This is a genomic window from Dyella lutea (assembly GCF_024158035.1).
In the GTDB taxonomy this organism is placed as follows: domain Bacteria; phylum Pseudomonadota; class Gammaproteobacteria; order Xanthomonadales; family Rhodanobacteraceae; genus Dyella_A; species Dyella_A lutea.
The window spans coordinates 322,558-343,949 of the sequence record NZ_JAMZEK010000003.1; the positions used below are offsets into that span (position 1 = coordinate 322,558).

Annotated in this window: 22 protein-coding genes; 4 read left to right on the forward strand and 18 right to left on the reverse strand. The window is 69.8% G+C overall.

Features of this window, described 5'->3' with window-relative positions:
* Positions 1-21 precede the first annotated feature (21 nt).
* The 15 genes from NC595_RS13715 to NC595_RS13785 all read right to left on the reverse strand — a co-directional run bounded on the left by NC595_RS13715 (position 22) and on the right by NC595_RS13785 (position 13,258).
* Positions 22-870, reverse strand: coding sequence for a F0F1 ATP synthase subunit gamma (locus NC595_RS13715; RefSeq protein ID WP_253567330.1), 849 nt, complete (start codon positions 868-870; stop codon positions 22-24).
* Complete coding sequence (locus tag NC595_RS13720) at positions 867-2,390, reverse strand: F0F1 ATP synthase subunit alpha (protein WP_253567331.1); 1,524 nt, start codon at positions 2,388-2,390, stop codon at positions 867-869. Before NC595_RS13720 ends, NC595_RS13715 begins: the two co-directional genes overlap by 4 nt.
* Positions 2,371-3,117, reverse strand: a complete 747-nt coding sequence (locus NC595_RS13725; RefSeq protein WP_253567333.1) for a F0F1 ATP synthase subunit B family protein — start codon at positions 3,115-3,117, stop codon at positions 2,371-2,373. Before NC595_RS13725 ends, NC595_RS13720 begins: the two co-directional genes overlap by 20 nt.
* Positions 3,118-3,130: 13 nt before the next feature.
* Complete coding sequence (locus NC595_RS13730; RefSeq protein WP_017461027.1) at positions 3,131-3,379, reverse strand: F0F1 ATP synthase subunit C; 249 nt, start codon at positions 3,377-3,379, stop codon at positions 3,131-3,133.
* Positions 3,376-4,092: a F0F1 ATP synthase subunit A gene (locus NC595_RS13735; RefSeq protein WP_253567335.1), complete on the reverse strand. Its 717-nt coding sequence runs from the start codon at positions 4,090-4,092 to the stop codon at positions 3,376-3,378. The genes NC595_RS13730 and NC595_RS13735 overlap by 4 nt, the downstream gene beginning before the upstream one ends.
* On the reverse strand, positions 4,089-4,406 hold the full coding sequence (locus tag NC595_RS13740; RefSeq protein WP_253567337.1) for an N-ATPase subunit AtpR: 318 nt from the start codon (positions 4,404-4,406) through the stop codon (positions 4,089-4,091). The genes NC595_RS13735 and NC595_RS13740 overlap by 4 nt, the downstream gene beginning before the upstream one ends.
* 10 nt (positions 4,407-4,416) lie before the next feature.
* Positions 4,417-4,719 carry an AtpZ/AtpI family protein gene (locus NC595_RS13745; protein ID WP_253567339.1) on the reverse strand — a complete coding sequence of 101 codons (303 nt, stop codon included), beginning with the start codon at positions 4,717-4,719 and terminating at the stop codon, positions 4,417-4,419.
* Positions 4,716-5,141, reverse strand: coding sequence for a F0F1 ATP synthase subunit epsilon (locus tag NC595_RS13750; RefSeq protein ID WP_253567341.1), 426 nt, complete (start codon positions 5,139-5,141; stop codon positions 4,716-4,718). The genes NC595_RS13745 and NC595_RS13750 overlap by 4 nt, the downstream gene beginning before the upstream one ends.
* A complete protein-coding gene (gene atpD / locus NC595_RS13755) occupies positions 5,138-6,544 on the reverse strand; it encodes a F0F1 ATP synthase subunit beta (protein ID WP_253568335.1) in 1,407 nt (468 codons plus the stop codon). Before atpD ends, NC595_RS13750 begins: the two co-directional genes overlap by 4 nt.
* 114 nt (positions 6,545-6,658) lie before the next feature.
* On the reverse strand, positions 6,659-7,849 hold the full coding sequence (locus tag NC595_RS13760) for an acetate/propionate family kinase (RefSeq protein WP_253568337.1): 1,191 nt from the start codon (positions 7,847-7,849) through the stop codon (positions 6,659-6,661).
* An 11-nt stretch (positions 7,850-7,860) separates the two neighbouring features.
* Entirely contained in the window at positions 7,861-9,306 is a 1,446-nt protein-coding gene (locus NC595_RS13765; protein ID WP_253567343.1) for a bifunctional enoyl-CoA hydratase/phosphate acetyltransferase, read from the reverse strand.
* A 30-nt stretch (positions 9,307-9,336) separates the two neighbouring features.
* A complete protein-coding gene (phbB, locus tag NC595_RS13770) occupies positions 9,337-10,083 on the reverse strand; it encodes an acetoacetyl-CoA reductase (RefSeq protein ID WP_253567344.1) in 747 nt (248 codons plus the stop codon).
* A complete protein-coding gene (locus NC595_RS13775) occupies positions 10,073-10,564 on the reverse strand; it encodes a phasin family protein (protein ID WP_253567346.1) in 492 nt (163 codons plus the stop codon). The genes phbB and NC595_RS13775 overlap by 11 nt, the downstream gene beginning before the upstream one ends.
* A gap of 166 nt (positions 10,565-10,730) precedes the next feature.
* Complete coding sequence (gene fabI, locus NC595_RS13780) at positions 10,731-11,495, reverse strand: enoyl-ACP reductase FabI (protein WP_253567348.1); 765 nt, start codon at positions 11,493-11,495, stop codon at positions 10,731-10,733.
* Positions 11,496-11,497: 2 nt separating this feature from the next.
* The gene (locus NC595_RS13785) at positions 11,498-13,258 is read right to left on the reverse strand and encodes a PHA/PHB synthase family protein (protein ID WP_253567350.1); all 1,761 of its coding nucleotides are present in this window, start codon (positions 13,256-13,258) and stop codon (positions 11,498-11,500) included.
* Between the two features lie 205 nt (positions 13,259-13,463).
* Here NC595_RS13785 and NC595_RS13790 point away from each other — a divergent pair, with 205 nt between their 5' ends.
* The 4 genes from NC595_RS13790 to zipA all read left to right on the forward strand — a co-directional run bounded on the left by NC595_RS13790 (position 13,464) and on the right by zipA (position 18,692).
* On the forward strand, positions 13,464-13,763 hold the full coding sequence (locus NC595_RS13790) for a YciI family protein (protein WP_063670885.1): 300 nt from the start codon (positions 13,464-13,466) through the stop codon (positions 13,761-13,763).
* The gene (locus NC595_RS13795; RefSeq protein WP_253567352.1) at positions 13,760-14,023 is read left to right on the forward strand and encodes a BolA family protein; all 264 of its coding nucleotides are present in this window, start codon (positions 13,760-13,762) and stop codon (positions 14,021-14,023) included. Before NC595_RS13790 ends, NC595_RS13795 begins: the two co-directional genes overlap by 4 nt.
* A gap of 133 nt (positions 14,024-14,156) precedes the next feature.
* The gene (gene smc / locus NC595_RS13800) at positions 14,157-17,657 is read left to right on the forward strand and encodes a chromosome segregation protein SMC (RefSeq protein ID WP_253567354.1); all 3,501 of its coding nucleotides are present in this window, start codon (positions 14,157-14,159) and stop codon (positions 17,655-17,657) included.
* A gap of 12 nt (positions 17,658-17,669) precedes the next feature.
* Complete coding sequence (gene zipA, locus NC595_RS13805; protein ID WP_253567356.1) at positions 17,670-18,692, forward strand: cell division protein ZipA; 1,023 nt, start codon at positions 17,670-17,672, stop codon at positions 18,690-18,692.
* A 455-nt stretch (positions 18,693-19,147) separates the two neighbouring features.
* Here the strand turns inward: zipA and NC595_RS13810 are convergent, their stop codons facing one another.
* The 3 genes from NC595_RS13810 to NC595_RS13820 form a co-directional block, all read right to left on the reverse strand.
* Positions 19,148-19,705 carry an ester cyclase gene (locus tag NC595_RS13810; protein WP_253567358.1) on the reverse strand — a complete coding sequence of 186 codons (558 nt, stop codon included), beginning with the start codon at positions 19,703-19,705 and terminating at the stop codon, positions 19,148-19,150.
* A gap of 46 nt (positions 19,706-19,751) precedes the next feature.
* Positions 19,752-20,645: an MBL fold metallo-hydrolase gene (locus NC595_RS13815; protein ID WP_253567360.1), complete on the reverse strand. Its 894-nt coding sequence runs from the start codon at positions 20,643-20,645 to the stop codon at positions 19,752-19,754.
* Between the two features lie 85 nt (positions 20,646-20,730).
* Positions 20,731-21,309 carry a flavodoxin family protein gene (locus tag NC595_RS13820; protein WP_253567362.1) on the reverse strand — a complete coding sequence of 193 codons (579 nt, stop codon included), beginning with the start codon at positions 21,307-21,309 and terminating at the stop codon, positions 20,731-20,733.
* Between the last annotated feature and the right edge of the window lie 83 nt (positions 21,310-21,392).

Here is a 21,392-nt window from a genome sequence, read left to right on the forward strand (position 1 = left end):
CCTTTGATCGCGACCGGACGGTCAGGTCCGGGCAGCGGAAAGTTCGAGGATCTCGTCGGTGATGTCTTCCTGGCGCACGCGCTGGAACTGAAGCGTGAGCGAGGCTTCGGTGCGTTCCAGGTTGCCGTGGGCGGCGATCATCGCCTGCATGCGTGCCTGGTTTTCCGCCGCGTACGACAGCATCAGCGCCGCGCACAGGTCGGCATGCACGTATTCGACCGCCAGCTGTTCGAGCAGGGTCGCCGGCGGCAGGTTCATCAGCGGTGCCTGGCCATCGGCGAGCCGGGCGGGAAAGCGACCGAAGTCGAACGGCAGCAGCCAGCGCTGCTCGATGCTCTGCTCCTCGCCTTCGCCCGGGCTGCCGTACACCAGCAGCACCCGGCCGAGTCCATGCGCGGCAAGCGCCGCATAGATCGCATCGGAAATCCGGTCGGCCAGCGCGGACACCTCGTCGGTATGGGCGGCCATCGGCACGTTCCAGTCGGGTGTGCGGCCGCGATTGCCGGCGACCATCAGACCGCGGTCGCCGACGATGAACAGGCGGCCCCTGTTTCGGTCCGCCAGCGGCAGGGCGACATCGAGCACGCGCTCGTTGAAGCTGCCGGCGAAGCCCTGTTCGGCGCACAGCGCCACCACCAGCACGCCGTCCGGCTGTGGCGTCGGCACGGCCATGAGCTGGCCGCCCGGCAGCGTGCCGAGCACCTGGCCGATGGCCTCGCCGATGGTCTGCGCGTACAGGCCGATCGCCTGCAGTTCGCGTCGCGCCTGCTGCGACCGGCTGGCGGCAATCGCCCGCATCGCGGAGATCACGCTGCCGAGCTGGCGCGTGGAGTCCAGCCGCGCCGCGACCTCGGCCAGCTGTCCGCTCATGCCGGCGCACCCATGGCGGCGATGCCGGCGACCAACTCGCGCACCCGGTCCACCAGCGCGCTGCGGGTGGACGGATCCAGCGTGTCGCCGATCGGTATCGGCTGTCCCTCGGCCAGGCGGGCCGGCAGTTGCCGACGCAGCTCGGCGATCACCGTCGCCGGCTGACCGTCCAGCACGCCGTCGTCCAGCGCGGCGAGCAGGGCGAGCTGTTCCGGCGGCTGCTGCGCGGTGAAGCGCGGCTGGGTGAGCAGGGCGCGGATCGCGCGGCCGCGGGTGATCTGCGCCTTGACGCGGGTGTCGCTGAGGTTGCCGAAGCGGGTGAACAGCTCCAGTTCGAGGAACTGCGAATACTGCAGCCGCAGCTGGCCGGCCACCTCGCGCAGTACCGGCGGCTGCGCCTTGCCACCGACCCGGCTGACCGACAGGCCGACGTCCACCGCGGGTCGCTGGTCGGCGGCGAACAGCGCCGTGTCGAACACGATCTGGCCATCGGTGATCGAGATCAGGTTGGTCGGGATGTAGGCGGCCAGGTTGCCCGCTTCGGTCTGCGCGATCGGCAGCGCGGTGAGCGAACCGCCGCCCTTGGCGGATGACAGCTTGGCGGCGCGTTCGAGCATGCGGGCATGCAGGTAGAACACGTCGCCGGGATACGCCTCGCGACCGGCCGGCTGGTGGGTGAGCAGGGCCAGTTCGCGGTGGGTGGCCGCGTGCTTGGTCAGGTCGTCGATCACGATCAGCGCGTGCTGGCCGCGGTCGCGGAAGTACTCGGCGATGCTGAAACCGGCGAAGGGCGCCACCCACTGCAGTCCGGCGGACGACGCGGCCGAGGCGACTACGAAGATGGTGCGCTCCGGCGCGCCATGCGCGTGCACCGCCTCGATCACCTGCTGCACCGCATGGGCGCGCTGGCCGACCGAGACGTACACGCAGACCATGTCCGAGTGTTTCTGGTTGATCATCGCGTCCACCGCCAGCGAGGTCTTGCCGGTGGCGCGGTCGCCGATCAAGAGCTCGCGCTGGCCGCGGCCGATCGGGAACATTGCGTCGATCACCAGCACGCCGGTGGCGACCGGCTCACTCACCAGGTCACGCTCGATGATCGCCGGCGCCGGGCGCTCGATCGGCAGGTGATCCTCGGCCGGCACCGGCTCGTCGCGGTCCAGCGGGCGTCCCAGCGGGTCGAGCACGCGGCCGAGCAGGCCCGGACCGACCGGCACGCGCAGCACCTCGCCGGTGCCGAGCACCTCGGAGCCGGCCTCGACGCTGCCGTCGTCGTCCAGCAGCACGGCGGCCAGCGTGTCTTCGTCCAGCGAGAGCACGAAGCCCATGCGGTCGTGCTGGAAGCGCAGTAGTTCATGCAGACGTGCCTGGGCCAGGCCGGAGACGATGGCGATGCCGTCGGCGATCCGCTCGACGTGGCCCAGCCCGACCGAGCGCACGCCGAGCCGGCTCTGCGCGACGACGGCCTGGCTGCGGCGCAGCCAGTCGCCGGTGGTGGCGTCAGGCGTGTCGGTCGGCATGGGTCAGCTCGTGCTGCAGATGGTCGAGGTCGGCGCGCAGGTGATTGCTCACCACCAGGTCGGGACTGCGCAGTTCCAGCCCGGCGATCAGGTTGGGATCCACCGCCGGCTGCAGCGGGGCGGAGCGGCCGATGGCCTGCTGGATCGCCTGCACGCAGCGATCCCTCTCGCTCGCTTCGAGCGTGCGCGGCGCCACCAGTGCGAGCGGCGTTGCCGGATCGGCCAGCTTCTGCCGCTGCGAATCCGGCAGTGCCCGCAACGAGGCGACGAGGTCGTCGAGAAAGCCCGCGACGCGTGCCGAGGCCGGCAGGCGATCAAGCAGTCGCGCGGCAATGTCGACGGCCAGCGCAGCGGCGCGCTGCTCGTCGGCGCGCCGCTGCGCGACAAGCTGCTTGTCCCGTTCGGCCTGTGCCTGCTGGCGCAGGGCCTCGGCCTCGGCCCGCGCGGCGGCCAGCAGGCGGGTGCGTGCCGTTTCGGCATCGGCCTGCGCGGCCTTCATCGCCGCGTCGCGCCCGGCGGCGAGTTCGGTCTGCTGTGCCGTCGCTGCCGCCGTGGCCTGGCGCGCGCGGTCGCGTTCGGCCTCGGCGTCGGCCAGCAGTTTCGCCGCGGCCTCGCGCCGCTGCGCGATCACGCGCACCACCGGGCGATACAGCACGCGCGACAGCAGCCAGATCAGGACCAGCGCATTGATCGCCTGCAGCGCCAGCGTCCAGAAGTCGATCTTCATCGAAGGTCGCCGCCTACTTGAGGAACGGGTTGGCGAACAGCAGCAGGATGGCGATCACCAGGCAGTAGATCGCCATCGTCTCGATCATCGCCAGGCCCACGAACAGCGTGCGCGAGATGGTGCCGGCCGATTCGGGCTGGCGCGCGATCGCATCCATCGCCGCCGCCACCGCGCGGCCCTCGGCGAGCGCCGGGCCGATCGCACCGAAGCTCACCGATAGCGCGGCGGCCAGGATGCTCACAACGGGAATCAGGTCGTTCATGACGGGTCTCTCCGATCGGAAGGTGCGGGTTCGGTTTGCGCGCGGGAAGGCGGGGCGGGGTGCACGGCAGCGCCGAGGAACACCATCGCCAGCACGCTGAAGATGTAGGCCTGGATGGCGCCGGTGAGCAGGTCCAGCGCCATGAACGGGATCGGCACGATCAGCCCGGCCAGCGACAATGCGATGCCGACCACGAACACGCCGCTCATCACGTTGCCGAACAGGCGCACCATCAGCGAAAAGGTGCGGGTGATCTGCTCGACCAAGTTCAGCGGCACCATCAGCCAGCCCGGCTCGGCGAACGTGGCCAGGTAGCCGCGTACGCCGCGGGCGCGCAGGCCGAACCAGATGGTCGCGAAGAACACGATGCCGGCCAGCGCGGCGTCGGTCTCCAGGTGGGCGGTGGGCGGCTCGATACCGGGCACCAGCCCCGACCAGTTCGCCGCCAGCACGAACAGGAAGATGCTGCCGATCAGCGGACGGTATGGCGCCGCGTCCACCTGCATGGTGTCGTGGATCTGCGTGTCGATGGTCTCGACCAGCAGCTCGAGCACGGCCTGGGTGCGCGAGGGGTGCATCGAAAGCCGCCGGGTGGCCAGCCAGGCGCCGATCGTCAGCAGCGCCATGATCCCCCAGGTCACCGCCACGGCGGTGCTGACCGGGACCGGGCCGAGGTGGAACAGCGTCTCGGTGCGCAGCGGCGAGCCGATCATGCTTCCGGCTCCCGGGTCGGCGGCGGAGTCCCGCTGGCGCTGCCATCACGCAGCAGTGCCTGCCGCGCCACCAGGAAACCGACGAACCCGGCCAGCAGGGCGGCCACGCCGAAGTGGAACAGCGCGGCCAGCAGCAGGGCGCTGGCCAGCACGCGCAGCGCCTGCGACGCCAGCGCCAGTCCGGTGCGGCCGGCGGCGAGCAGACGCACGGTGTAACGCAGTCCGACGAAGTGGAGTAGGCCGACCGCGCCACCGCCGAGCAGGCCGATGCCGATCGCCGGAGCGAAAGGAAGCGAAGCAAGCGGCAGATTCATCGCGGAGTCCTCATTGACGGTGCATCCAGCGCCAGGCGAACCACATCCCCAGCCCGGCGCCGATGGTGAGCAGGGCGGCGGCGAACATCACGCCGGTACGCAGCCAGCGATCCAGCCAGTGGCCGGCGAGCAGGCCGAGCAGGATCGGCGTGACGATGGTCCAGCCCAGCACGCCGATCTGCGCCAGGCGGATGTTGGCCGGGGTGGCCGGGTCGTCGCGGTTCGCTTCGTCGCGCTGGCGTGCGCGACGGGCAGCCGTGGCGACCGGGTCGCGGCCCTGTTCGTTGCGAGGCTCGGGCGCCGGTGTCGTCATGGCGCGACATTCCGCGGACCGGGGCGCAGGTAGCGCAGCAACGTGCGCACGGCGCGGGCATGCAGTTGGAGTTGTTCGACGCGGGCGCGGCGGTCGGCATCGGCCTGGTCGGCGCGTGCCGCGCGCACGGTGCTCTCCAGCGTGTCGAGCTCTTCGCCGCGCACGGCGCCACGGCAGGCCACGTGCAGTTGCCCGCCTTCGCTCATCCGCAGCACGCCGCCGCGCAGCGCGCAGTAGCCCTTTTCCCCGTTGGCGCGCTGCCAGCGCAGCACGGTGGGTACCAGCACGGTGATCAGGTCGGCATGGCCGGGCAGGATGCCGAAGCTGCCGCTGGCGTCCTCGCCGCGCACGGCGGTCACGTCGTCCAGGTCGAGCACGACCTGCTGCGGCGTGCCGAGCACAAGGTGCAGGTGGCCGGTCATGCCGCGGCCTTCGTGGCGGCGGCTTCCTTGGCCTGGGCTTCGGCCAGCGTGCCGACCATGTACAGCGAACTCTCGCGCCAGCCGTCGCAGTCGCCGCGCAGGATCGCCTCGCAGCCGTCCAGCGTGTCGGCCAGTGCCACGCTGCGGCCGGGCATGCCGGTGAAGGCCTCGGTGACGGCGAACGGCTGGGTCAGGAAACGCTGCAGGCGGCGCGCCCGCTCGACCAGTCGGCGGTCCTCGGCGCCCAGTTCGTCCACGCCGAGCAGGGCGATCACATCCTGCAGCTGGCGATAGTGTTCGATCACCCGGCGCACCTCGGTGGCGATGCGCACGTGGCGCTCGCCGAGCAGGTCGGCGTCGAGCATGATCGAGGACGAGGCGATCGGGTCGATCGCCGGATACATGCCCTGCGCGGCCATCTCGCGCGACAGCACCACCATCGAGTCCACGTGCGAGGCGAGCGCGGTGACTGCCGGGTCGGTGAAGTCGTCGGCCGGCACGTAGACCGCCTCGATCGCGGTGACCGCCACGCCGTCCACCGAGACGATGCGTTCCTGCAGCGCCGCCACCTCGTCGGCCAGAGTGGGCTGGTAGCCGACCCGCGAGGGCAGGCGGCCGAGCAGACCGGACACCTCGGAACCGGCCTGGACGAAGCGGAAGATGTTGTCCATCAGCAGCAGCACGGTCTGCTTTCGCTCGTCGCGGAAATGCTCGGCCATGGTCAGCGCGGTGAACGGCACCCGCCAGCGCGCGCCGGGCGGTTCGTTCATCTGGCCGTAGACCAGCACGGTGTGGTCGAGCACGCCGGAGTTGCGCATGTCCAGCAGCATCTCGTGGCCCTCGCGCGAGCGCTCGCCAACGCCGGCGAACACCGAGATGCCCTGGTAGCGCTCGACCATGGCGTGGATCAGCTCCATCACCAGCACCGTCTTGCCGACCCCGGCACCGCCGAACATCGCCGCCTTGCCGCCCTGCACCAGCGGGGTGAGCAGGTCGATCACCTTCAAGCCGGTGGCGAACAGGGTGCTGGTGCCGCTCTGCGCGGACAGCGGCGGCGGCGCGCGGTGGATCGGGCGGCGCGGCACGTCGGCGGGCAGGGCGGGGCCGTCGTCGCCGAGCTGGCCGGTGACGTCGAGCAGCCGGCCAAGCACGGCCGGACCGACCGGCACCTCGAGCGGCTGCCCCTGGGCCTGCACGCGCAGTCCGCGGGCGATGCCCTCGGTGGACTGCAGGGCGATCGCGCGCACGTCGGTCGTGGAAAGCTGCGAGGTGACTTCCACCAGCAGCGGTGAGCCGTCGTCGCGCAGCACATGCAGGGCTTCACCGACCGCCGGCAGCGGCGGCAGCGCGAAGCGCACGTCGAGCACTGCGCCGCGTACCGCCGTCACCTGTCCCTCGTGCATCCCGGCCATGAAAGAAGCTCTCGTTCTCCAGGGTGGACGCGCCACCCGCATGCGATGCCCCATGGTCGGGCATCGGCGCACTGCGGGAGTTGACTGGCATCAATCCGGAACGGATCAGCCCGCCATCAGCTCCAGCGTGGCACGGGCGGCGATCCACTCCTCGTTGGTCGGCTCGACCACCACGCGCACGCGGCTTTCCGGGCCGGACACCACCGCAGCGTGCGCCGCGTTGGCGCGGGTGTCCAGCGCGACGCCGAGCCAGCCCAGCGCGTCGCAGACGCGCTCGCGGATCACTGCGTTGTGTTCGCCGATGCCGGCCGTGAACACCAGCATGTCCAGCCCGCCAAGCACGGCGGCGAGCGCGCCGATCTCGCGCACGATGCGTCGCACGTAGAGCGCCAGCGCCTCGCGCACGGGGGGCTCGTCCTCGCGCGGCAGCAGTTCGCGTGGGTCGGGCGACACGCCCGAGACGCCGAGCAGGCCGGACTCGTGGTAGAGCATGTGGCCGACCTGGTCGATGCCGAGGCCGCGGACCTGCATCAGGTACAGCACGGCGCCCGGATCCAGAGCGCCGCAGCGCGTGCCCATCATCAGGCCGTCCAGCGCGGAAAAGCCCATCGTGGTGGCGACGCTGCGCAGGTCGTGCATGGCGCACAGGCTGGCGCCGCTGCCCAGGTGGGCGCAGATCGTGCGGCCACGCGCGCCGGCGCCGTAGCGCTCGGCCAGCACCGTGGCCATGTAGGCGTAGGACAGCCCGTGGAAGCCGTAGCGACGCAGGCCCTCGTCCCAGAGCGCGCGCGGCAGCGGCAGCATCTGCTCCACCTTCGGCACGGTGTGGTGGAAGGCGGTGTCGAAGCAGGCGACCTGCGGCAGGTCCGGGTGCAGGCCGAGCAGCGCCTCGATCGCCTCCAGCGCGAACGGCTGGTGCAGCGGCGCCAGCGGAATGTAGCTGCGCAGGTCGGCGAGCACCGCGGCGTCCACCCGCACCGGCGCGAAATACTTGCTGCCGCCGTGCACCACGCGATGCGCCACGGCGGCCAGCCGGCGGTCGCCGAGCCGGGCCTGCAGTCGCTCGCGGATGTGCATCAAGGCGCCGGTGTACGGATCGGCGCTGTCGAGCGCGAGCGTCGCATCGGGCTCGCCGGCGGCTTCGTAGCGCGGCGCCGGCCCGGTGATGCCCTCGATCTTGCCGATCCAGGCGGGATGGCGCGGAAGCGGCGAGACCGCGGCGTCGAACAGCGCGAACTTGATGCTGGACGAGCCGCAGTTGAGCACCAGCAGCAGATCGCCTGCCGCCTGGGTCATCGGAAACGCGCTCACAGCGGATGGCTCCGGTAGTGATGGGCCAGCAGCAGTGCCACCGCACAGGAGGCCATCCGCGACTCGCGCGAGTCGGCGCGGCTGGTGAGCACGATCGGCACCTTCGCGCCGATCACGATACCGGCGCTGGCCGCACCGCCGAGGTATTCGAGCTGCTTGGCCAGCATGTTGCCGCTCTCCAGATCCGGCACCACCAGCACGTCAGCCTGGCCGGCCACCGGCGAGGCGATGCCCTTGATCCGCGCAGCCGCCGCCGATACCGCGTTGTCGAACGCCAGCGGGCCGTCGAGCACGCCGCCTTCGATCTGGCCGCGGTCGGCCATCTTGCACAGCGCCGCCGCATCCAGCGTGGCCGGCATGTGCGGGTTGACCGTTTCCACCGCGGCGAGGATCGCCACGCGCGGCTGCGCCACGCCGATCGTCTGGGCCAGGTCGATGGCGTTGCGGACGATGTCGGCCTTCTCTTCCAGCGTCGGTGCGATGTTGATCGCCGCGTCGGTGATGATGAACGGCCGCGGGTAGGCCGGCGTCTGCATGATGAAGCAGTGGCTGATCCGCCGCTTGGTGCGCAGGCCGCTGCCCGCGGCGACCACGGCACCCATCAACTCGTCGGTGTGCAGGCTGCCCTTCATCAGCGCATCGACCTCGCCGGCCGCGGCCAGCTCGACCGCGCGGGCCGCTGCGGCGTGGCTGTGCGGGACATCCTCGATGGCGATGCCGGTCAGGTCGAATCCCGCCTGGGCGGCCACTGCCTCGAGTCGCGCACGCGGGGCCACCAGCACCGGTTCGATCAGCCCCGCGCGCCAGGCATCGACGGCGCCGCCGAGACTGGACTCGTCGCAGGGGTGGACCACCGCCATGCGGATCGCGCCCAGCGGCTTCACGTAGTCGAGCAGGCGCTGCACGCCGTCGTTGCCCCTCGTCAGGCGGACTTCGGGCAGGGTGGCGCGCGGGCGGACGATCTTCTCCACCGGCGCCAGCACCAGTGCTTCGCCCTTGATCGCGCACTGGCCGGCCTGGTCGATGCAGCTGCAGTCGAGCACCAGCTCCTTCCTCGCCTCGTCCCTTGAGCGCACGGTGACCCGGATGGTCAGCGTGTCGCCGATGTGCACCGGGGCGAGGAATTTCAGCGTCTGCGACAGGTAGATCGTGCCGGGGCCGGGCAGGCGGGTGCCGAGCACGGCGGAGATCAGCGCCGCGCCCCACATGCCGTGCGCGATCACGCCGTGGAAACGGGTGGAGGCGGCGAAATCCGGATCCAGGTGCTGCGGATTGACGTCGCCGGACATCACGGCGAACAGCTGGATGTCCTCGGCGGTGAGCGTGCGCTCGATCGCCGCGGTGTCGCCGACGGCGATTTCCTCGAAGGTGCGGTTGCGGATGAAGTGGATGTCGTCGGCGTCGCCGGGCGGGCCGGCGGGGGCGGCGGGGGTATCGGGCATGGACGCGCTCCGTGGGTCCGTGGAAGGAAATCAGGCCATGTGCTGGCCGCCGTTCATCGCCAGGTTCGCCCCGGTCATGAACGCGGCCGCATCGCTGCAGACGAAGGCCACCAGCGCTGCGACCTCGTCGGTGCGTCCCAGCCGTCCCATCGGGATCTGCGAGAGCACCTTGGTCTTGAGCACCTCCTCGGGCACCGCAGCCACCATCCTCGTCTGCAGGTAGCCGGGCGACACCGTGTTGACGGTGACGCCCTTAGTCGCCAGCTCCAGCGCCAGCGACTTGGTGAAGCCGTGCATGCCGGCCTTGGACGCGGCGTAGTTGGTCTGGCCGAAGGCGCCCTTGGAGCCGTTGACCGAGGCGATGTTGACGATGCGCCCCCAGCCGCCGCCGATCATGCCCTCGACGAAGGCCTTGGTGACGTTGAACAGCGAATCGAGGTTGGTGTGCATCACCGCGTCCCAGTCCACCTTCTGCATCTTGCGGAAGCTGGCGTCGCGGGTGATGCCGGCGTTGTTGACCAGGATATCCACGACATGGCCGTCGGCGCGGATGCGTTCGGCGCAGGCGGCGCAGGAGTCGGCGTCGGCCACGTCCATCTCGTAGGTGAGGTAGCTGCGGCCCTGGGCGGCGTGTTCGGCCAGCCAGGCGCCGACGTCGCTGCGCCCGGGCGAGTGGGTGACGATCACGCGGCAGCCGGCATCGTGCAAGGCCTGGGCGATCGACTCGCCCAGGCAGCCCATGCCGCCGGTAACCACGGCAGTGTGCTCAGCTTGCATGGTTCTTGCCTTTGCCCGCGGCCTTCGCACCGGACCCGCCCGCAGGCGGCGTGAACATCTTCATCAGCGCGCTGAAATCCGGCACGGCGCCGCTCATCGGCATGCCCATCGGCAACGACTTGCCGGCGTCGCTGACGGCACGGGTGAGCGATTTCTGCCAGTCGGCCAGCGCGTGCTGGATGCCGGCGACGAAGCGCGTCTGCTCGGCGATGGCGGTCTCGGTGCATGCCTGCGCGTCGCCCACGCGCTTCTGCATACGGCGCCAGGCAGTGCTGCCGGGCAGGTTGGTGAGGTCCTTCCAGTCGCTGGCGTGGGACAACTCCTCCAGTTCCTTGCGGGTTTCCTCCACATCGTCCCCGAGCGTCTTGTCGCCCAGGTCGGCCCATTGCTGGCGGGCCTCCTGCAACAGCAGGCCCATGTTCAACCAGAGCTGGACGTTGGCCTTGTACAACTCCATCGGAAGGTTGGTGTCGATGCTCATGTTCATCTCCTCGCTCGTGATGAGGCGGTTGGCGTAAGGCCGGCATCCCGACGTCATCCTGGCGGGCGATACCGGCGGTCGTCCGCAAAGGTGGCCGCGCTCCATGACAATCCGTGCGGCCATTCAGGGGTAGAGAGCGTGCAGCGTTGCCTTCGTTCCCTTCTGTTCAGTTGAGGATGTGGTAACCGGCGTCCACGTACAGCGTGTCGCCGGTGATCGAGCGGGCTGCGTCGCTGGCCAGGAACACGCACAGGCTGCCCACATCGTCGATGTCCACGGGGTGCCGCAGCGGTGCACGTTGCACCGCTTCGCGCAGCAGCTGGTCGAACTGTTCGATGCCGGAGGCGGCGCGGGTCGCCAGCGGCCCCGGCGAAATCGCGTTGACGCGGATGCCGGACCGGCCGAGTTCGGCGGCCAGGTAGCGCACCGACGATTCCAGCGCGGCTTTCACCGGCCCCATCAGCCCGTAGTGGTCGATCACCTCGTCCGCGCCGAGGTAGCTCATGGTCAGCAGGCTGCCACCCCGGTCCATCAGTGGCTCGGCCAGCCGGGCCATGCGGATGAACGAGTGGCAGGAAATATCCATCGCGCGCAGGAAGCCGTCGCGCGAACTGTCGGTGACGCGGCCGTGCAGGTCTTGCTTCGGCGCGAAGGCAATCGAATGCAGCACGAAATCCAGTCGGCCCCACCGGCGTTTCACCGCATCGAAAACCGCTTCGAGCTCACCCGGCTGCGACACATCCAGTGGCATGCGAAGCGGCGCGTTCAGCGCTTGCGCCAGCGGCTCGACCCACGGCCTGGCCTTGTCGTTCAGCCAGGTGACGGCCAGTTCCGCGCCGGCGGCATGCAGGGCGCGAGCGCATCCCCAAGCGATGCTGTGCTCGTTGGCGATGCCGACCACCAGGCCTTTCGCCCCTTCCAGACCGGTCATGCTCAGGTCTCCCGCACGTTGTGGCCGGGGGCATCGGCGAGCGGACGGTAGCCGGCACGGGCGTTGCCCATCGACGGCGGCGTCACCGGTTCGCCCGAATGCGCGTCCAGCCACTGCACCCAGGCCGGCCACCATGAGCCGTCCTGCATCGGTGCCCGTTTCAGCCAGTCGTCGGGGCCGATGTAGGCGGTGCCTTCCGGGCGACGCAGCAACTGGTAGCTGCGGTGCGGATGTCCCGGCTCGCTGACGATGCCGGCGTTGTGCCCGCCGCTGGTCAGCACGAAGGTGAGGTCGGCGACGGTGAGGTAGTGCAGCTTGTAGACCGAGCGCCAGGGCGCCACGTGATCGGTCTGCGTCCCCACCACGAACACCGGCAGGGTGATGTCGCTCAGCGCGACTGGTCGTCCCTGCACCGGGAAACGCCCTTCGGCCAGGTCGTTGTGCAGGAACAGCCGGCGCAGGTATTCCGAGTGCATGCGCGCCGGCATGCGGGTGGCGTCGGCGTTCCAGGCCATCAGGTCGTTCATCGGCGGCCGCGTGCCCATCAGGTACTCGCCGACCATGCGCGACCACAGCAGGTCGTAGGAGCGCAGCATCTGGAACGCGCCGGCCATCTGCTGGGCGGTGAGATAGCCGGTCTGCGACATCTGCGCCTCGAGCAGGGAGACCTGGCTCTCGTCGATGAACAGGCCCAGCTCGCCCGGCTCGGTGAAGTCGGTCTGCGCGGCGAACAGGGTCGCCGAGGCGAGCCGGTGATCGTCGTCGCGCGCCATCGCGGCCGCGGCGACCGACAGCAGGGTGCCGCCCAGGCAGTAGCCCACGCCGTGCACCTTCTGCTTCGGGACGATCGCGCCCACGGCGTCCAGCGCAGCCATCACGCCCAGGTCGAGGTAGTCCTCCATACCCAGGTCGCGGTCGTCGGCATCCGGGTTCTTCCAGGAGATGCAGAACACGGTGTGGCCCTGGTCGACCAGGTAGCGGATCAGCGAGTTGTGCGGCGACAGATCCAGGATGTAGTACTTCATGATCCACGCCGGCACGATCAGCACCGGTTCCGGCCGCACCTTGTCCGTAGTGGGCGAGTACTGGATCAGCTCCGCCAGCCGGTTCTTCATCACCACCTTGCCCGGGGTGACCGCCAGGTTGCGGCCGACCGCGTAGTCCTCGGTGCCGGCCGGCGGTGCGCCGATCGCTAGCCGGTCCAGGTCGTCCAGTGCGTTGAGCCAGCCGCGCCATAAGTTGGTGCCGGCCTGCTCGATTGTCTGCTTCAGCACCACCGGGTTGGTCGCCAGCTGGTTGCCCGGCGACCACATGTCCAGCCACTGGCGGGCGACGAATCCGGCGACGTCGGTATGGTGTTTCTCGACGCCCTCCACGCTGTGGGTGGCTTCCTCCCACCAGCGTTCGGCCATCAGGAAGGCCTGCTGCATCACGTTGAACGGCCAGCGTCCCCACTCCGGCTCGCGGAAGCGGCGGTCGCCGGGACGGGGCGTCACGCAACCGCCGTTGGGAGCCGCGCCGGGGAGGGCGCAGCGGGCGGCGTAATCCGCCAGCGCCTGCCATTGCCGCAGCCCCAGGTGCATCAGTTCCAGGCGCTTGCCGGGCGAAGCGGCGAGGTGGGCCGCCCAGTCGCTCCAGGCCAGTTCCAGCGAAGCGGGGGAGATCGAGGCACTCCATCGCGCCAGCGCTGCACGGACCTGACGGTCGGTGCGCGCCGCGGCCGTGGGCTGGGGCGTTCTCGGGACGGGAGCGACTTCCTTCATCGGGTCATCCGGATGCGCGGGTGGGGGCCGGCATCGGCATGAATGCCTGACCATACCGGGAGCACGGGCAGGATGCGCTGCGGCATCGCGGCAGGCCTTGACCGAGGTCAACCAGCGACCCGAACGTTTCTGCGATGCAGCATCGGATCTGCGAGGGCAGTGGCTGCAGTAAAATGCCGCTTTGCCCAGTCAGGAAGCGCCCCGCATGTGGTTTGCCGTCCACGCCAAGGACCACCCCGATTCCCTCGCCAAGCGCATGGCCGCCCGGCCTGAGCACCTGGCCCGCCTGCACGCGCTGCAGGCCGAAGGACGCCTGCTGCTGGCCGGTCCGTTCCCGGCGATCGCCTCGGAGGACCCGGGCCCGGCCGGCTTCACCGGCAGCCTGATCATCGCCGAGTTCGCCAGCCAGGCCGATGCCGAAGCCTGGGCCGGCGCCGACCCGTACGTGGCGGCCGGCGTCTATGCCGAGGTCGAGGTCAAGCCGTTCCGCAAGACCCTGCCATGAGCCGGGCGATGGTCGAGCAGATCCGCGAGCGCCTCGCCGCCGCCCTGGCGCCGACCGAGCTGGAGGTGCTGGACGAGGGCCACAAGCACGCCGGCCACGCCAACGCGGGGAAGGGCCATTTCCACGTCCGCATCGCCAGTGCCGCGTTCGCCGGGGTGCTGCCGATCAAGCGCCACCGCATGGTGTACGCGGCGCTGGATGGCCTGATGGACAACGGGATCCACGCCCTGTCCATCGATGCGCGGGCACCGGACGTGTAAAATCAGCCGCTTGCAGTAACTTCTTCAAGTGGATTGCGCTGTCGCAACGCATTGCGGCAGCGCCTGCCGTTTGGCACAGTGCCCCGTCGCCCCGCGTCCGCGTGGGCGCTCTCTAAGGAATATCGAGCCGCCGATGCGCCTGACCACCATCAAACTTGCCGGATTCAAGTCGTTCGTCGATCCGACCACGTTGCACCTGCCCACCAACATGACCGGCGTGGTCGGTCCCAACGGTTGCGGCAAGTCCAACATCATCGACGCGATCCGCTGGGTGATGGGCGAGAGCGCCGCCAGCCGCCTGCGCGGCGACTCGCTGACCGACGTGATCTTCTCCGGCTCCAACTCGCGCAAGCCGGTGGGTCAGGCCACGGTGGAGCTGATCTTCGACAACGCCGACGGCTCGGTGCAGGGCGAGTACGGCCAGTACGCGGAGATCTCGGTCAAGCGCCAGGTGACCCGCGACGGGCAGTCCTCGTACTTCCTCAACGGCGCGCGCTGCCGCCGCCGCGACATCACCGACCTGTTCCTCGGCACCGGCCTGGGTCCGCGCAGCTACTCGATCATCGAGCAGGGCATGATCAGCCAGATCGTGGAGGCCGCGCCGGAAGACCTGCGCACCCACCTGGAAGAGGCCGCCGGCATCTCCAAGTACAAGGAGCGCCGCAAGGAAACCGAGAGCCGCATCAAGTCCACCCGCGAGAACCTCGACCGCGTGCGCGACGTGCGCGACGAGGTGGACAAGCAGCTCGAGCACCTCAACCGCCAGGCCCGCGCCGCCGAGCGCTGGAAGGCGCTGAAGGAAGAGCAGACCCGCAAGGAGGCCGAGCTGCGCGCGCTGGAATACCGCGCGCTCAAGGGCCAGCACGATGGCGAAGGGCAGGGGCTGTCCGCCGCCGAGATCGCGATCGAGAAGAAGCTCGCCGAGCAGCGCCACGTCGAGGCGCAACTGGAAACCGTGCGCGAGCGGCACGTCGCCGCCAGCGATCACCTGAACAGCGTGCAGGCCGAGGTCTACAAGGTCGGCGCCGAGATCGCCCGCGTCGAGCAGCAGGTCCGCTTCAACAAGGAAACCGCCGAGCGCCTGCAGCGCGCCCAGGGCGAGGCCGAGCGCGAGCACGCCGAGCTGGCCTCGCACATCGCCACCGACCGCGAGCAGGTCGAGACGCTGCGCCTGGCGCTGGCCGAGGGCGAGCCCAAGCTCGAAGCGCTGCAGCAGATGCAGGACGAGACCGCCGAGGCCCAGCGCAGCACCGAATCCAAGCTGGCCGACTGGCAGCAGCGCTGGGACGCCTATACCCGCACCGCCGGTGAGTCCAGCCGCGCGGCGGAAGTGGAGCGCACCAAGCTCAATTATCTGGACCGCCAGGCGGTCGACCTGGCCAGGCGCCGCGAAGCGCTGGAAAGCGAACAGAAGGCCACCGACGTCACCGCGCTGGACGCCGCCGCCGAGCAACTGGAGAACGAGCACGAGACCCAGCGCGAGCGGGTCGAGACGCTGGGCCAGATGCTCGACCAGCACAAGGCGCAGCACGAGAAGGTGCTCGACGAGGAGCGCCAGGTGCAGTCGGCGCTGAACGAGGCGCGCCAGCAACTGCAGACCGCGCGCGGCCGGCTGTCCTCGCTGGAGGCGCTGCAGCACGCAGCGCTGGGCCAGGAGGAATCGGCCGCCAGCGGCTGGCTGGCCGGCTTCGGGCTCGACAAGGCGCGTCGTCTGGGCGAATCGCTGCAGGTCGACGCGGGCTGGGAATCGGCGGTGGAAACCGTGCTGGCCGGCCTGCTCGACGGCGTGCTGGTGGACGATCCGCTGGCCCTGGTCAACGATTTCGCCAGCCTGGGCGAAGCCGACATCGCGCTGCTGGCCGCGCAGGCCGGCGGGCAGGGCGCCGAGGGCACGCTGGCGGCGCGCGTACGCGGTCCGGCAGCGGCCCTGCAGCTGCTGGCCAATGTGCAGATTGCCGAAACGCTGGAGGAAGCCCGCAACCGCGTGGCTTCGCTCGGTGCCGGTCAGTCGGTGATCACCCGCACCGGCGAGTGGCTGGCCCCGCGGTGGGCGCGCGTGCGTCGGGCGCAGGGCAACCAGGTCGGCGTGCTGGCGCGCGAGCGGGACATCCGCACGCTGACCGGGCAGATCGCCACGCTGGAGGCGCACATCGAGGAGGCCACCGGCCAGCTCGAAGACCTGCGCACCGCCAAGTTCGAAGCCGAGCGCGGGCGCGACGACGCCCAGCGCGAGCTGTACAACGCGCACCGTCGGCAGTCCGAGCTGGCCGGCCAGTTGCAGAGCCATCGCGGCAAGGTCGAGACCGCCCGCGCCCGCGCCGAAAAGGTGGCCGGCGAGCTGTCGACCCTGATCGAGCAGCTCGACGAGCTGCAGGGACAAACCCGCGAGGCCCGTGCGCGGCTGGACGAGTCGGTCAACCACATGGGCGACCTGGAAGACCAGCGCCGCGAACTGGAAAACGAACGCCGTGCGCTGCTGGAAGCCCGCGAGGAAGCCCGCATGAACGCCCGCGAGGCGGCCGACCAGGCGCACGCGCTGGCGCTGTCGATGGAGTCCAAGCGCTCCTCGCTGGCCTCGCTGGAGCAGGCGCTGGCCCGCCTGGACACCCAACTGCGCACGGTCGAGGCCCGCCGCACCGAGATCGCCGAACAGCTCGCTTCCGGCGCCGATCCGATCGCCGAACTGGAAGCCGAGCGGCAGACCTATCTCGACCAGCGCCTGCTGGTCGACCGCCAGTTGGTCGAGGCGCGCCGCGCACTGGAGGATTGCGACATCGAAGTGCGCAAGCTGGAACAGCAGCGCCAGTTGCACGAGCAGGAGCTGGCCGCGCTGCGCGAGCAGCATTCGGAGAAGCGCCTTGCCGCCCAGGCGCTGCAGATGCGTGCGCAGCAGCTGGCCGATGCCATCGTGGCCTCTGGTCTCGAACTGGAGCCGCTGCTGGCCGAGCTGGCCGAGGACGCCGAGGCCGACGCCTGGCGTCGCCAGCTCACCGACATCGGCCAGAAGATCGTGCGGCTGGAGCCGGTGAACCTGGCCGCGATCCAGGAACACGCCGAGCAAAGCGAGCGCAAGACCTACCTGGACAACCAGCTCAACGACCTGACCAGTGCGATGGAAACGCTGGAGGATGCGATCAAGAAGATCGACCGCGAGACGCGCCAGCGCTTCAAGGAGACCTTCGATCGCGTCAACGCCGGCGTGCAGGAGCTGTTCCCGCGCCTGTTCGGCGGCGGTCACGCCTACCTGGAGCTGACCGGCGACGACCTGCTCAGCACCGGCGTGGCGATCATGGCGCGCCCGCCCGGCAAGCGCGTATCGAACATCTCGCTGCTGTCCGGTGGCGAGAAGGCACTGACCGCGGTGTCGCTGGTGTTCTCCATCTTCGGCCTGAACCCGGCGCCGTTCTGCCTGCTCGACGAGGTGGACGCACCGCTGGACGAGGCCAACGTCGGCCGTTTCTCCGCGATGGTGCGCGAGATGAGCGAGAAGGTGCAGTTCATCTTCATCAGCCACAACAAGGCCACTATGGAAGCCGCCACCCAGCTGTGCGGCGTGACCATGCGCGAACCCGGCGTGTCGCGTCTGGTGCAGGTGGACCTGGCCGAAGCGGCTAAACTTGCCGGCGCCGCCTAAAGGACATTCGCCATGACGCTCGAGATTCCCCTCGCTCTGGCCTGGAACGCCAACGTCGGTATTCCGCTGCTGATCGCCGGTGTGATCGTGCTCGGCCTGGTCTGGTTGTTTGGCCAGCCGAAGAAGGAGCAGGGCAAGCGCCGACCGGCTCCCGAGCCGGCCGCCGGGGGCCACCAGGAACGTCGCGAGCCGACCATGGGCCACACGAGTCTGGCGGACGATCCGTTCTTCAGTTCCCTCGATCGGGTGGCGCAGTCACCGGAGCATGATCCGCCGGAACAGCCGGAGCAGGGCGAGCTGGACATGGGCCTGCGTCAGGAGCTCGAGAAGCTCGGCGCCACGCTCGCCGGTGAGCGCGGGAGCGAGCCGGGGCAGGCCAGGAACACCCCGCGACCGTCCAGCCAGGCCGAATCGATCATCAATGCGCTGCGCTCGCCCGGCGCGCTGTTCGGCAACGATGGGCCGGCTCCGGCCCCGCAGTCGACGGTGGCGGCCGCACCGGCACCTGCACCGGTGGCGCCGCCCGCAGCCGAGCCGGCCCCGCGGGAGACGCCGCGTTCCGATCTCGGACGCCGGCCGCCGCAGATGCCGGTGGACCGTATCGTCACGCTGTTCGTGGTGGCCCGCGAGGGTGAGCTGTTCCACGGACCGGACCTGGTGGTGGCGGCGGAGAAGGCCGGCCTCGAGTTCGGCGACATGGGCATCTACCACCGGCTGGTTGACGGCAAGCGCGAGCTCGGCCCGATCTTCAGCGTGGCCAACATGCTCAAGCCCGGCAACTTCGACCTGGGGCGACTGGAATCGCTGCGCACGCCCGGTCTGAGCTTCTTCATGACGCTGCCGGCGCCGATTCCCGCGCTGGACGCCTGGGACGCCATGCTGCCCACCGCCCAGCGCATCGCCGAACTGCTGGACGGCCACGTGCTCGACGAGGAGCGCAACGCCCTGGGCCGCCAGCGCATCGCCCACATCCGCGACGAACTGCGCGGCTGGGACCGCGACCACGAGGGCGAAGAGATCATCTTCGGTCGTTGAGGCCAGTCGGGGGCGGGGGCCACCCCGCCGGGCAGGATACCGGCGCCAGCCGGGTCCATCCGGTCAGGCGTGGCCGCTGCGCGATCCCTGTGGCCCGGAGCCAGGGCCGGAGCGCATCGCGCTTGCGGGTGCAACGGCAGGGCTATCCTCGTGATCCGCGAAGGATGCCGACGAGGAATGCGCGGAGCTGCCGGCATCTGCCCAGCCGGGTGAGCTCACCCGCGGTCAGTCCCCCGAGCTCCTCGATGCCGTCCTCGCACCACCAGCGAGTCAGCAAAGACGCGGCACAAGCCATGGTCGTGCATCCCGTGGTGCGTCCGTTCACGGGATGGTGCCGCTCCCGACGTCATCGGCTCGCGGAAAGGTCGCTCCGTGGGCCGCACATCCCGATCGATGCCGGGCGGCTGTGGCTCCAGCGGCAGTCCGCGACTGCCGGGAACGGGCCGCCGCTCGACTCAGGAGCCGACCCCCAGCTGCTTCATGAAGGTGGCGTTGTCCCAGAACAGGTATTCCTCGTCCATGGTCGCCCCCTTCCAGTGCCCGATGGTGACCATTTCGAGCTTGAAGGCGCGACCGGTCGGCGGGATGAACTTGCCGTGGCCGATCGGCATAGGGCGGGTGAATGTGCCCTGGAGCACGCCCACGACCGAGGTCCACGGCCCCTCGCCGAACTTGATCGGATGGGCACTGATGCGGGTGTCGGGCGCGTAGACGAACATCGCCTGCAGATCCTTGATGTGCTGTTCGATGCCGTGGGTGACGTGGCCGTCCGGCCAGTGGACGACGATGTCCGGCGCGTGGCTCTCCTTCAGGCGGTTCCACTTCTGGTGCGTGAATACGTCGAAGTCGAGCTCGTCGAAGGTGGCGATGTGCGAAGCCACGCTGTCGCCCTGCGTGGTGGCTGCCACGGCGGCATGCGCCGGTCGGGCAGGGGCGGCCACGGACTGCGTGGATGCGGTGCCCAGTGCGCCAAGCATGGCGAGCTGCGCGATGATCGAAAGCGGCTTGTTCATCCGGATGCCTCGGTGTGGAAAGGGGATGCTGCGGGTCCGACCTGGATCACTTCGGCCAGCGCGTGTCGCCCATCACGACATGGGCGCCCAGTTCCAGCCAGGACGCGGTGCTGCCGAAGTCGGGGTAGGCCTTTTTCATCGACTCGATCAGGTCGGCGGTGCCCGCGGCGCGGGCCAGACGATCGTTGAACACCTCGAGGTAGCGGGCGGTGAAGTCGACTGCGCGCAGGCCGTCGGGGGCCTCACCCAGGTAGTGGCCCGGCACCACCCGCACCGGATGCAGGCTTTCGATGCGTCCGAGCGTGTCCTGCCAGTGCGCCCGCGCTGCCGGTGTCTGCGTGTCGGCAACCCACACGTGGGTTCCGCTGAACACCACCGAACCGCCCACCACGGTCCGCAACTCGGGAATCCACACGAAAGTGCGCTCTGGCGTCGGTCCGTCGAGTCCCTCGATGAGCAGCGGATGGCCGTCGACCTGGAGGCGGTTCCCCTTCAGCACCTGCGGCAGGATCATCTGCCCCGGTGCGTTGGCCTTGAGGATCGGGCCCCAGTAGGCCTTCTTGCCCGCCATGAGGTGCGACATTGCCTGCACTGTGGGTCCGGTCGCGACGATGCGCGCGGCCGGGAACGCCTGGTGGATCTCGCCGAGCCCGAAGTAGTAGTCGGGATCGCTGTGACTGACGTAGATCGTGGTCAGCGTCTTGCCGGTGGCGTGGATCGCTTCGACCAGCTTTTCAGCGTCATCGCGCTGGAACTGCGCGTCGATCAGGATGGCGTGGTGCGGTCCGGTCACGATCTCCGACGACACCGGGAACAACGACTTCGCTCCCGGGTTGTACACGGTGAGGTGAAGCTCGTTTCCCTTGACGGCGGCCGCCTGGGCCGTGGCGGCCATCAGGCCGAACAGGGCGACAGCTGCAACGTGCAGTGGCTTGCGCATGCATTTCTCTCCTTGTTGAGGTGCCACCGACGACGTGGCACCACGGGGGACGGATCCGGTGCGACACGGCACGGACCGACGGGTGTCAGGCCGGCGTCAGGCGGGAGGCGATGCGGGCCACGCGCTCGCCGAACAGGCGTGCGGTAAGCAGGTCGCCGGGGCCCGGTGCGTTCTCGAGCGGCGCATCCACCGGGGACTGCGCCATCGCGCCGGCAAACGCCCCCAGGTAGTTGACGTCGTCGCGTTGCGCGGCGAGTGTGTTGGCGGGCATCAGGTCCGAACCGACCCACAACATCGCGTGCTGCATCGACAGGGTGAACAGGTAGTTCAGCGTCGAGTGCTTGTCGCCGTTCATCGATCCGGAGTTGGTGAAGCCCGCCGCGAACTTGTCCCGCCAGTGGCGTGCGAACCAGGCCTTGCTGCTGGCATCGGCAAAGCGCTTGAACTGCCAGGGGACGTTGCCCATGTAGGTCGGGCATCCGAAGACGATCGCATCGGCGGCGGCAAGCTGCACCCACGCCTCGTCGCGCACCTGACCTTCGGCGTCGATGACGATGCCTGACGCATCGACGTCGGCCACGGATGCCAGTCCCTCGATCACCGCGCCGGCCTGGCGCGCCGTGTGGCCATAGCCGCTGAAGTAGACCGCGCAAATCTTTTTCATGGACGGTTCCCGCGTTGAGTGCGGGAGCCATCGTGGTCGCGGCACGAGGATGTGGACAGGTCGGTACTTGGCGCGGAACTGTC

Bases quoted from the DNA above. Each gene is read 5' to 3' on its own strand.
- NC595_RS13715 (WP_253567330.1), bottom strand. From the start codon at position 870: ATGAGCGGACAGCTGGCCGAGGTCGCGGCGCGGCTGGACTCCACGCGC.
- NC595_RS13720 (WP_253567331.1), bottom strand. From the start codon at position 2,390: ATGCCGACCGACACGCCTGACGCCACCACCGGCGACTGGCTGCGCCGC.
- NC595_RS13725 (WP_253567333.1), bottom strand. From the start codon at position 3,117: ATGAAGATCGACTTCTGGACGCTGGCGCTGCAGGCGATCAATGCGCTG.
- NC595_RS13730 (WP_017461027.1), bottom strand. From the start codon at position 3,379: ATGAACGACCTGATTCCCGTTGTGAGCATCCTGGCCGCCGCGCTATCG.
- NC595_RS13735 (WP_253567335.1), bottom strand. From the start codon at position 4,092: ATGATCGGCTCGCCGCTGCGCACCGAGACGCTGTTCCACCTCGGCCCG.
- NC595_RS13740 (WP_253567337.1), bottom strand. From the start codon at position 4,406: ATGAATCTGCCGCTTGCTTCGCTTCCTTTCGCTCCGGCGATCGGCATC.
- NC595_RS13745 (WP_253567339.1), bottom strand. From the start codon at position 4,719: ATGACGACACCGGCGCCCGAGCCTCGCAACGAACAGGGCCGCGACCCG.
- NC595_RS13750 (WP_253567341.1), bottom strand. From the start codon at position 5,141: ATGACCGGCCACCTGCACCTTGTGCTCGGCACGCCGCAGCAGGTCGTG.
- atpD (WP_253568335.1), bottom strand. From the start codon at position 6,544: ATGCACGAGGGACAGGTGACGGCGGTACGCGGCGCAGTGCTCGACGTG.
- NC595_RS13760 (WP_253568337.1), bottom strand. From the start codon at position 7,849: ATGACCCAGGCGGCAGGCGATCTGCTGCTGGTGCTCAACTGCGGCTCG.
- NC595_RS13765 (WP_253567343.1), bottom strand. From the start codon at position 9,306: ATGCCCGATACCCCCGCCGCCCCCGCCGGCCCGCCCGGCGACGCCGAC.
- phbB (WP_253567344.1), bottom strand. From the start codon at position 10,083: ATGCAAGCTGAGCACACTGCCGTGGTTACCGGCGGCATGGGCTGCCTG.
- NC595_RS13775 (WP_253567346.1), bottom strand. From the start codon at position 10,564: ATGAGCATCGACACCAACCTTCCGATGGAGTTGTACAAGGCCAACGTC.
- fabI (WP_253567348.1), bottom strand. From the start codon at position 11,495: ATGACCGGTCTGGAAGGGGCGAAAGGCCTGGTGGTCGGCATCGCCAAC.
- NC595_RS13785 (WP_253567350.1), bottom strand. From the start codon at position 13,258: ATGAAGGAAGTCGCTCCCGTCCCGAGAACGCCCCAGCCCACGGCCGCG.
- NC595_RS13790 (WP_063670885.1), top strand. From the start codon at position 13,464: ATGTGGTTTGCCGTCCACGCCAAGGACCACCCCGATTCCCTCGCCAAG.
- NC595_RS13795 (WP_253567352.1), top strand. From the start codon at position 13,760: ATGAGCCGGGCGATGGTCGAGCAGATCCGCGAGCGCCTCGCCGCCGCC.
- smc (WP_253567354.1), top strand. From the start codon at position 14,157: ATGCGCCTGACCACCATCAAACTTGCCGGATTCAAGTCGTTCGTCGAT.
- zipA (WP_253567356.1), top strand. From the start codon at position 17,670: ATGACGCTCGAGATTCCCCTCGCTCTGGCCTGGAACGCCAACGTCGGT.
- NC595_RS13810 (WP_253567358.1), bottom strand. From the start codon at position 19,705: ATGAACAAGCCGCTTTCGATCATCGCGCAGCTCGCCATGCTTGGCGCA.
- NC595_RS13815 (WP_253567360.1), bottom strand. From the start codon at position 20,645: ATGCGCAAGCCACTGCACGTTGCAGCTGTCGCCCTGTTCGGCCTGATG.
- NC595_RS13820 (WP_253567362.1), bottom strand. From the start codon at position 21,309: ATGAAAAAGATTTGCGCGGTCTACTTCAGCGGCTATGGCCACACGGCG.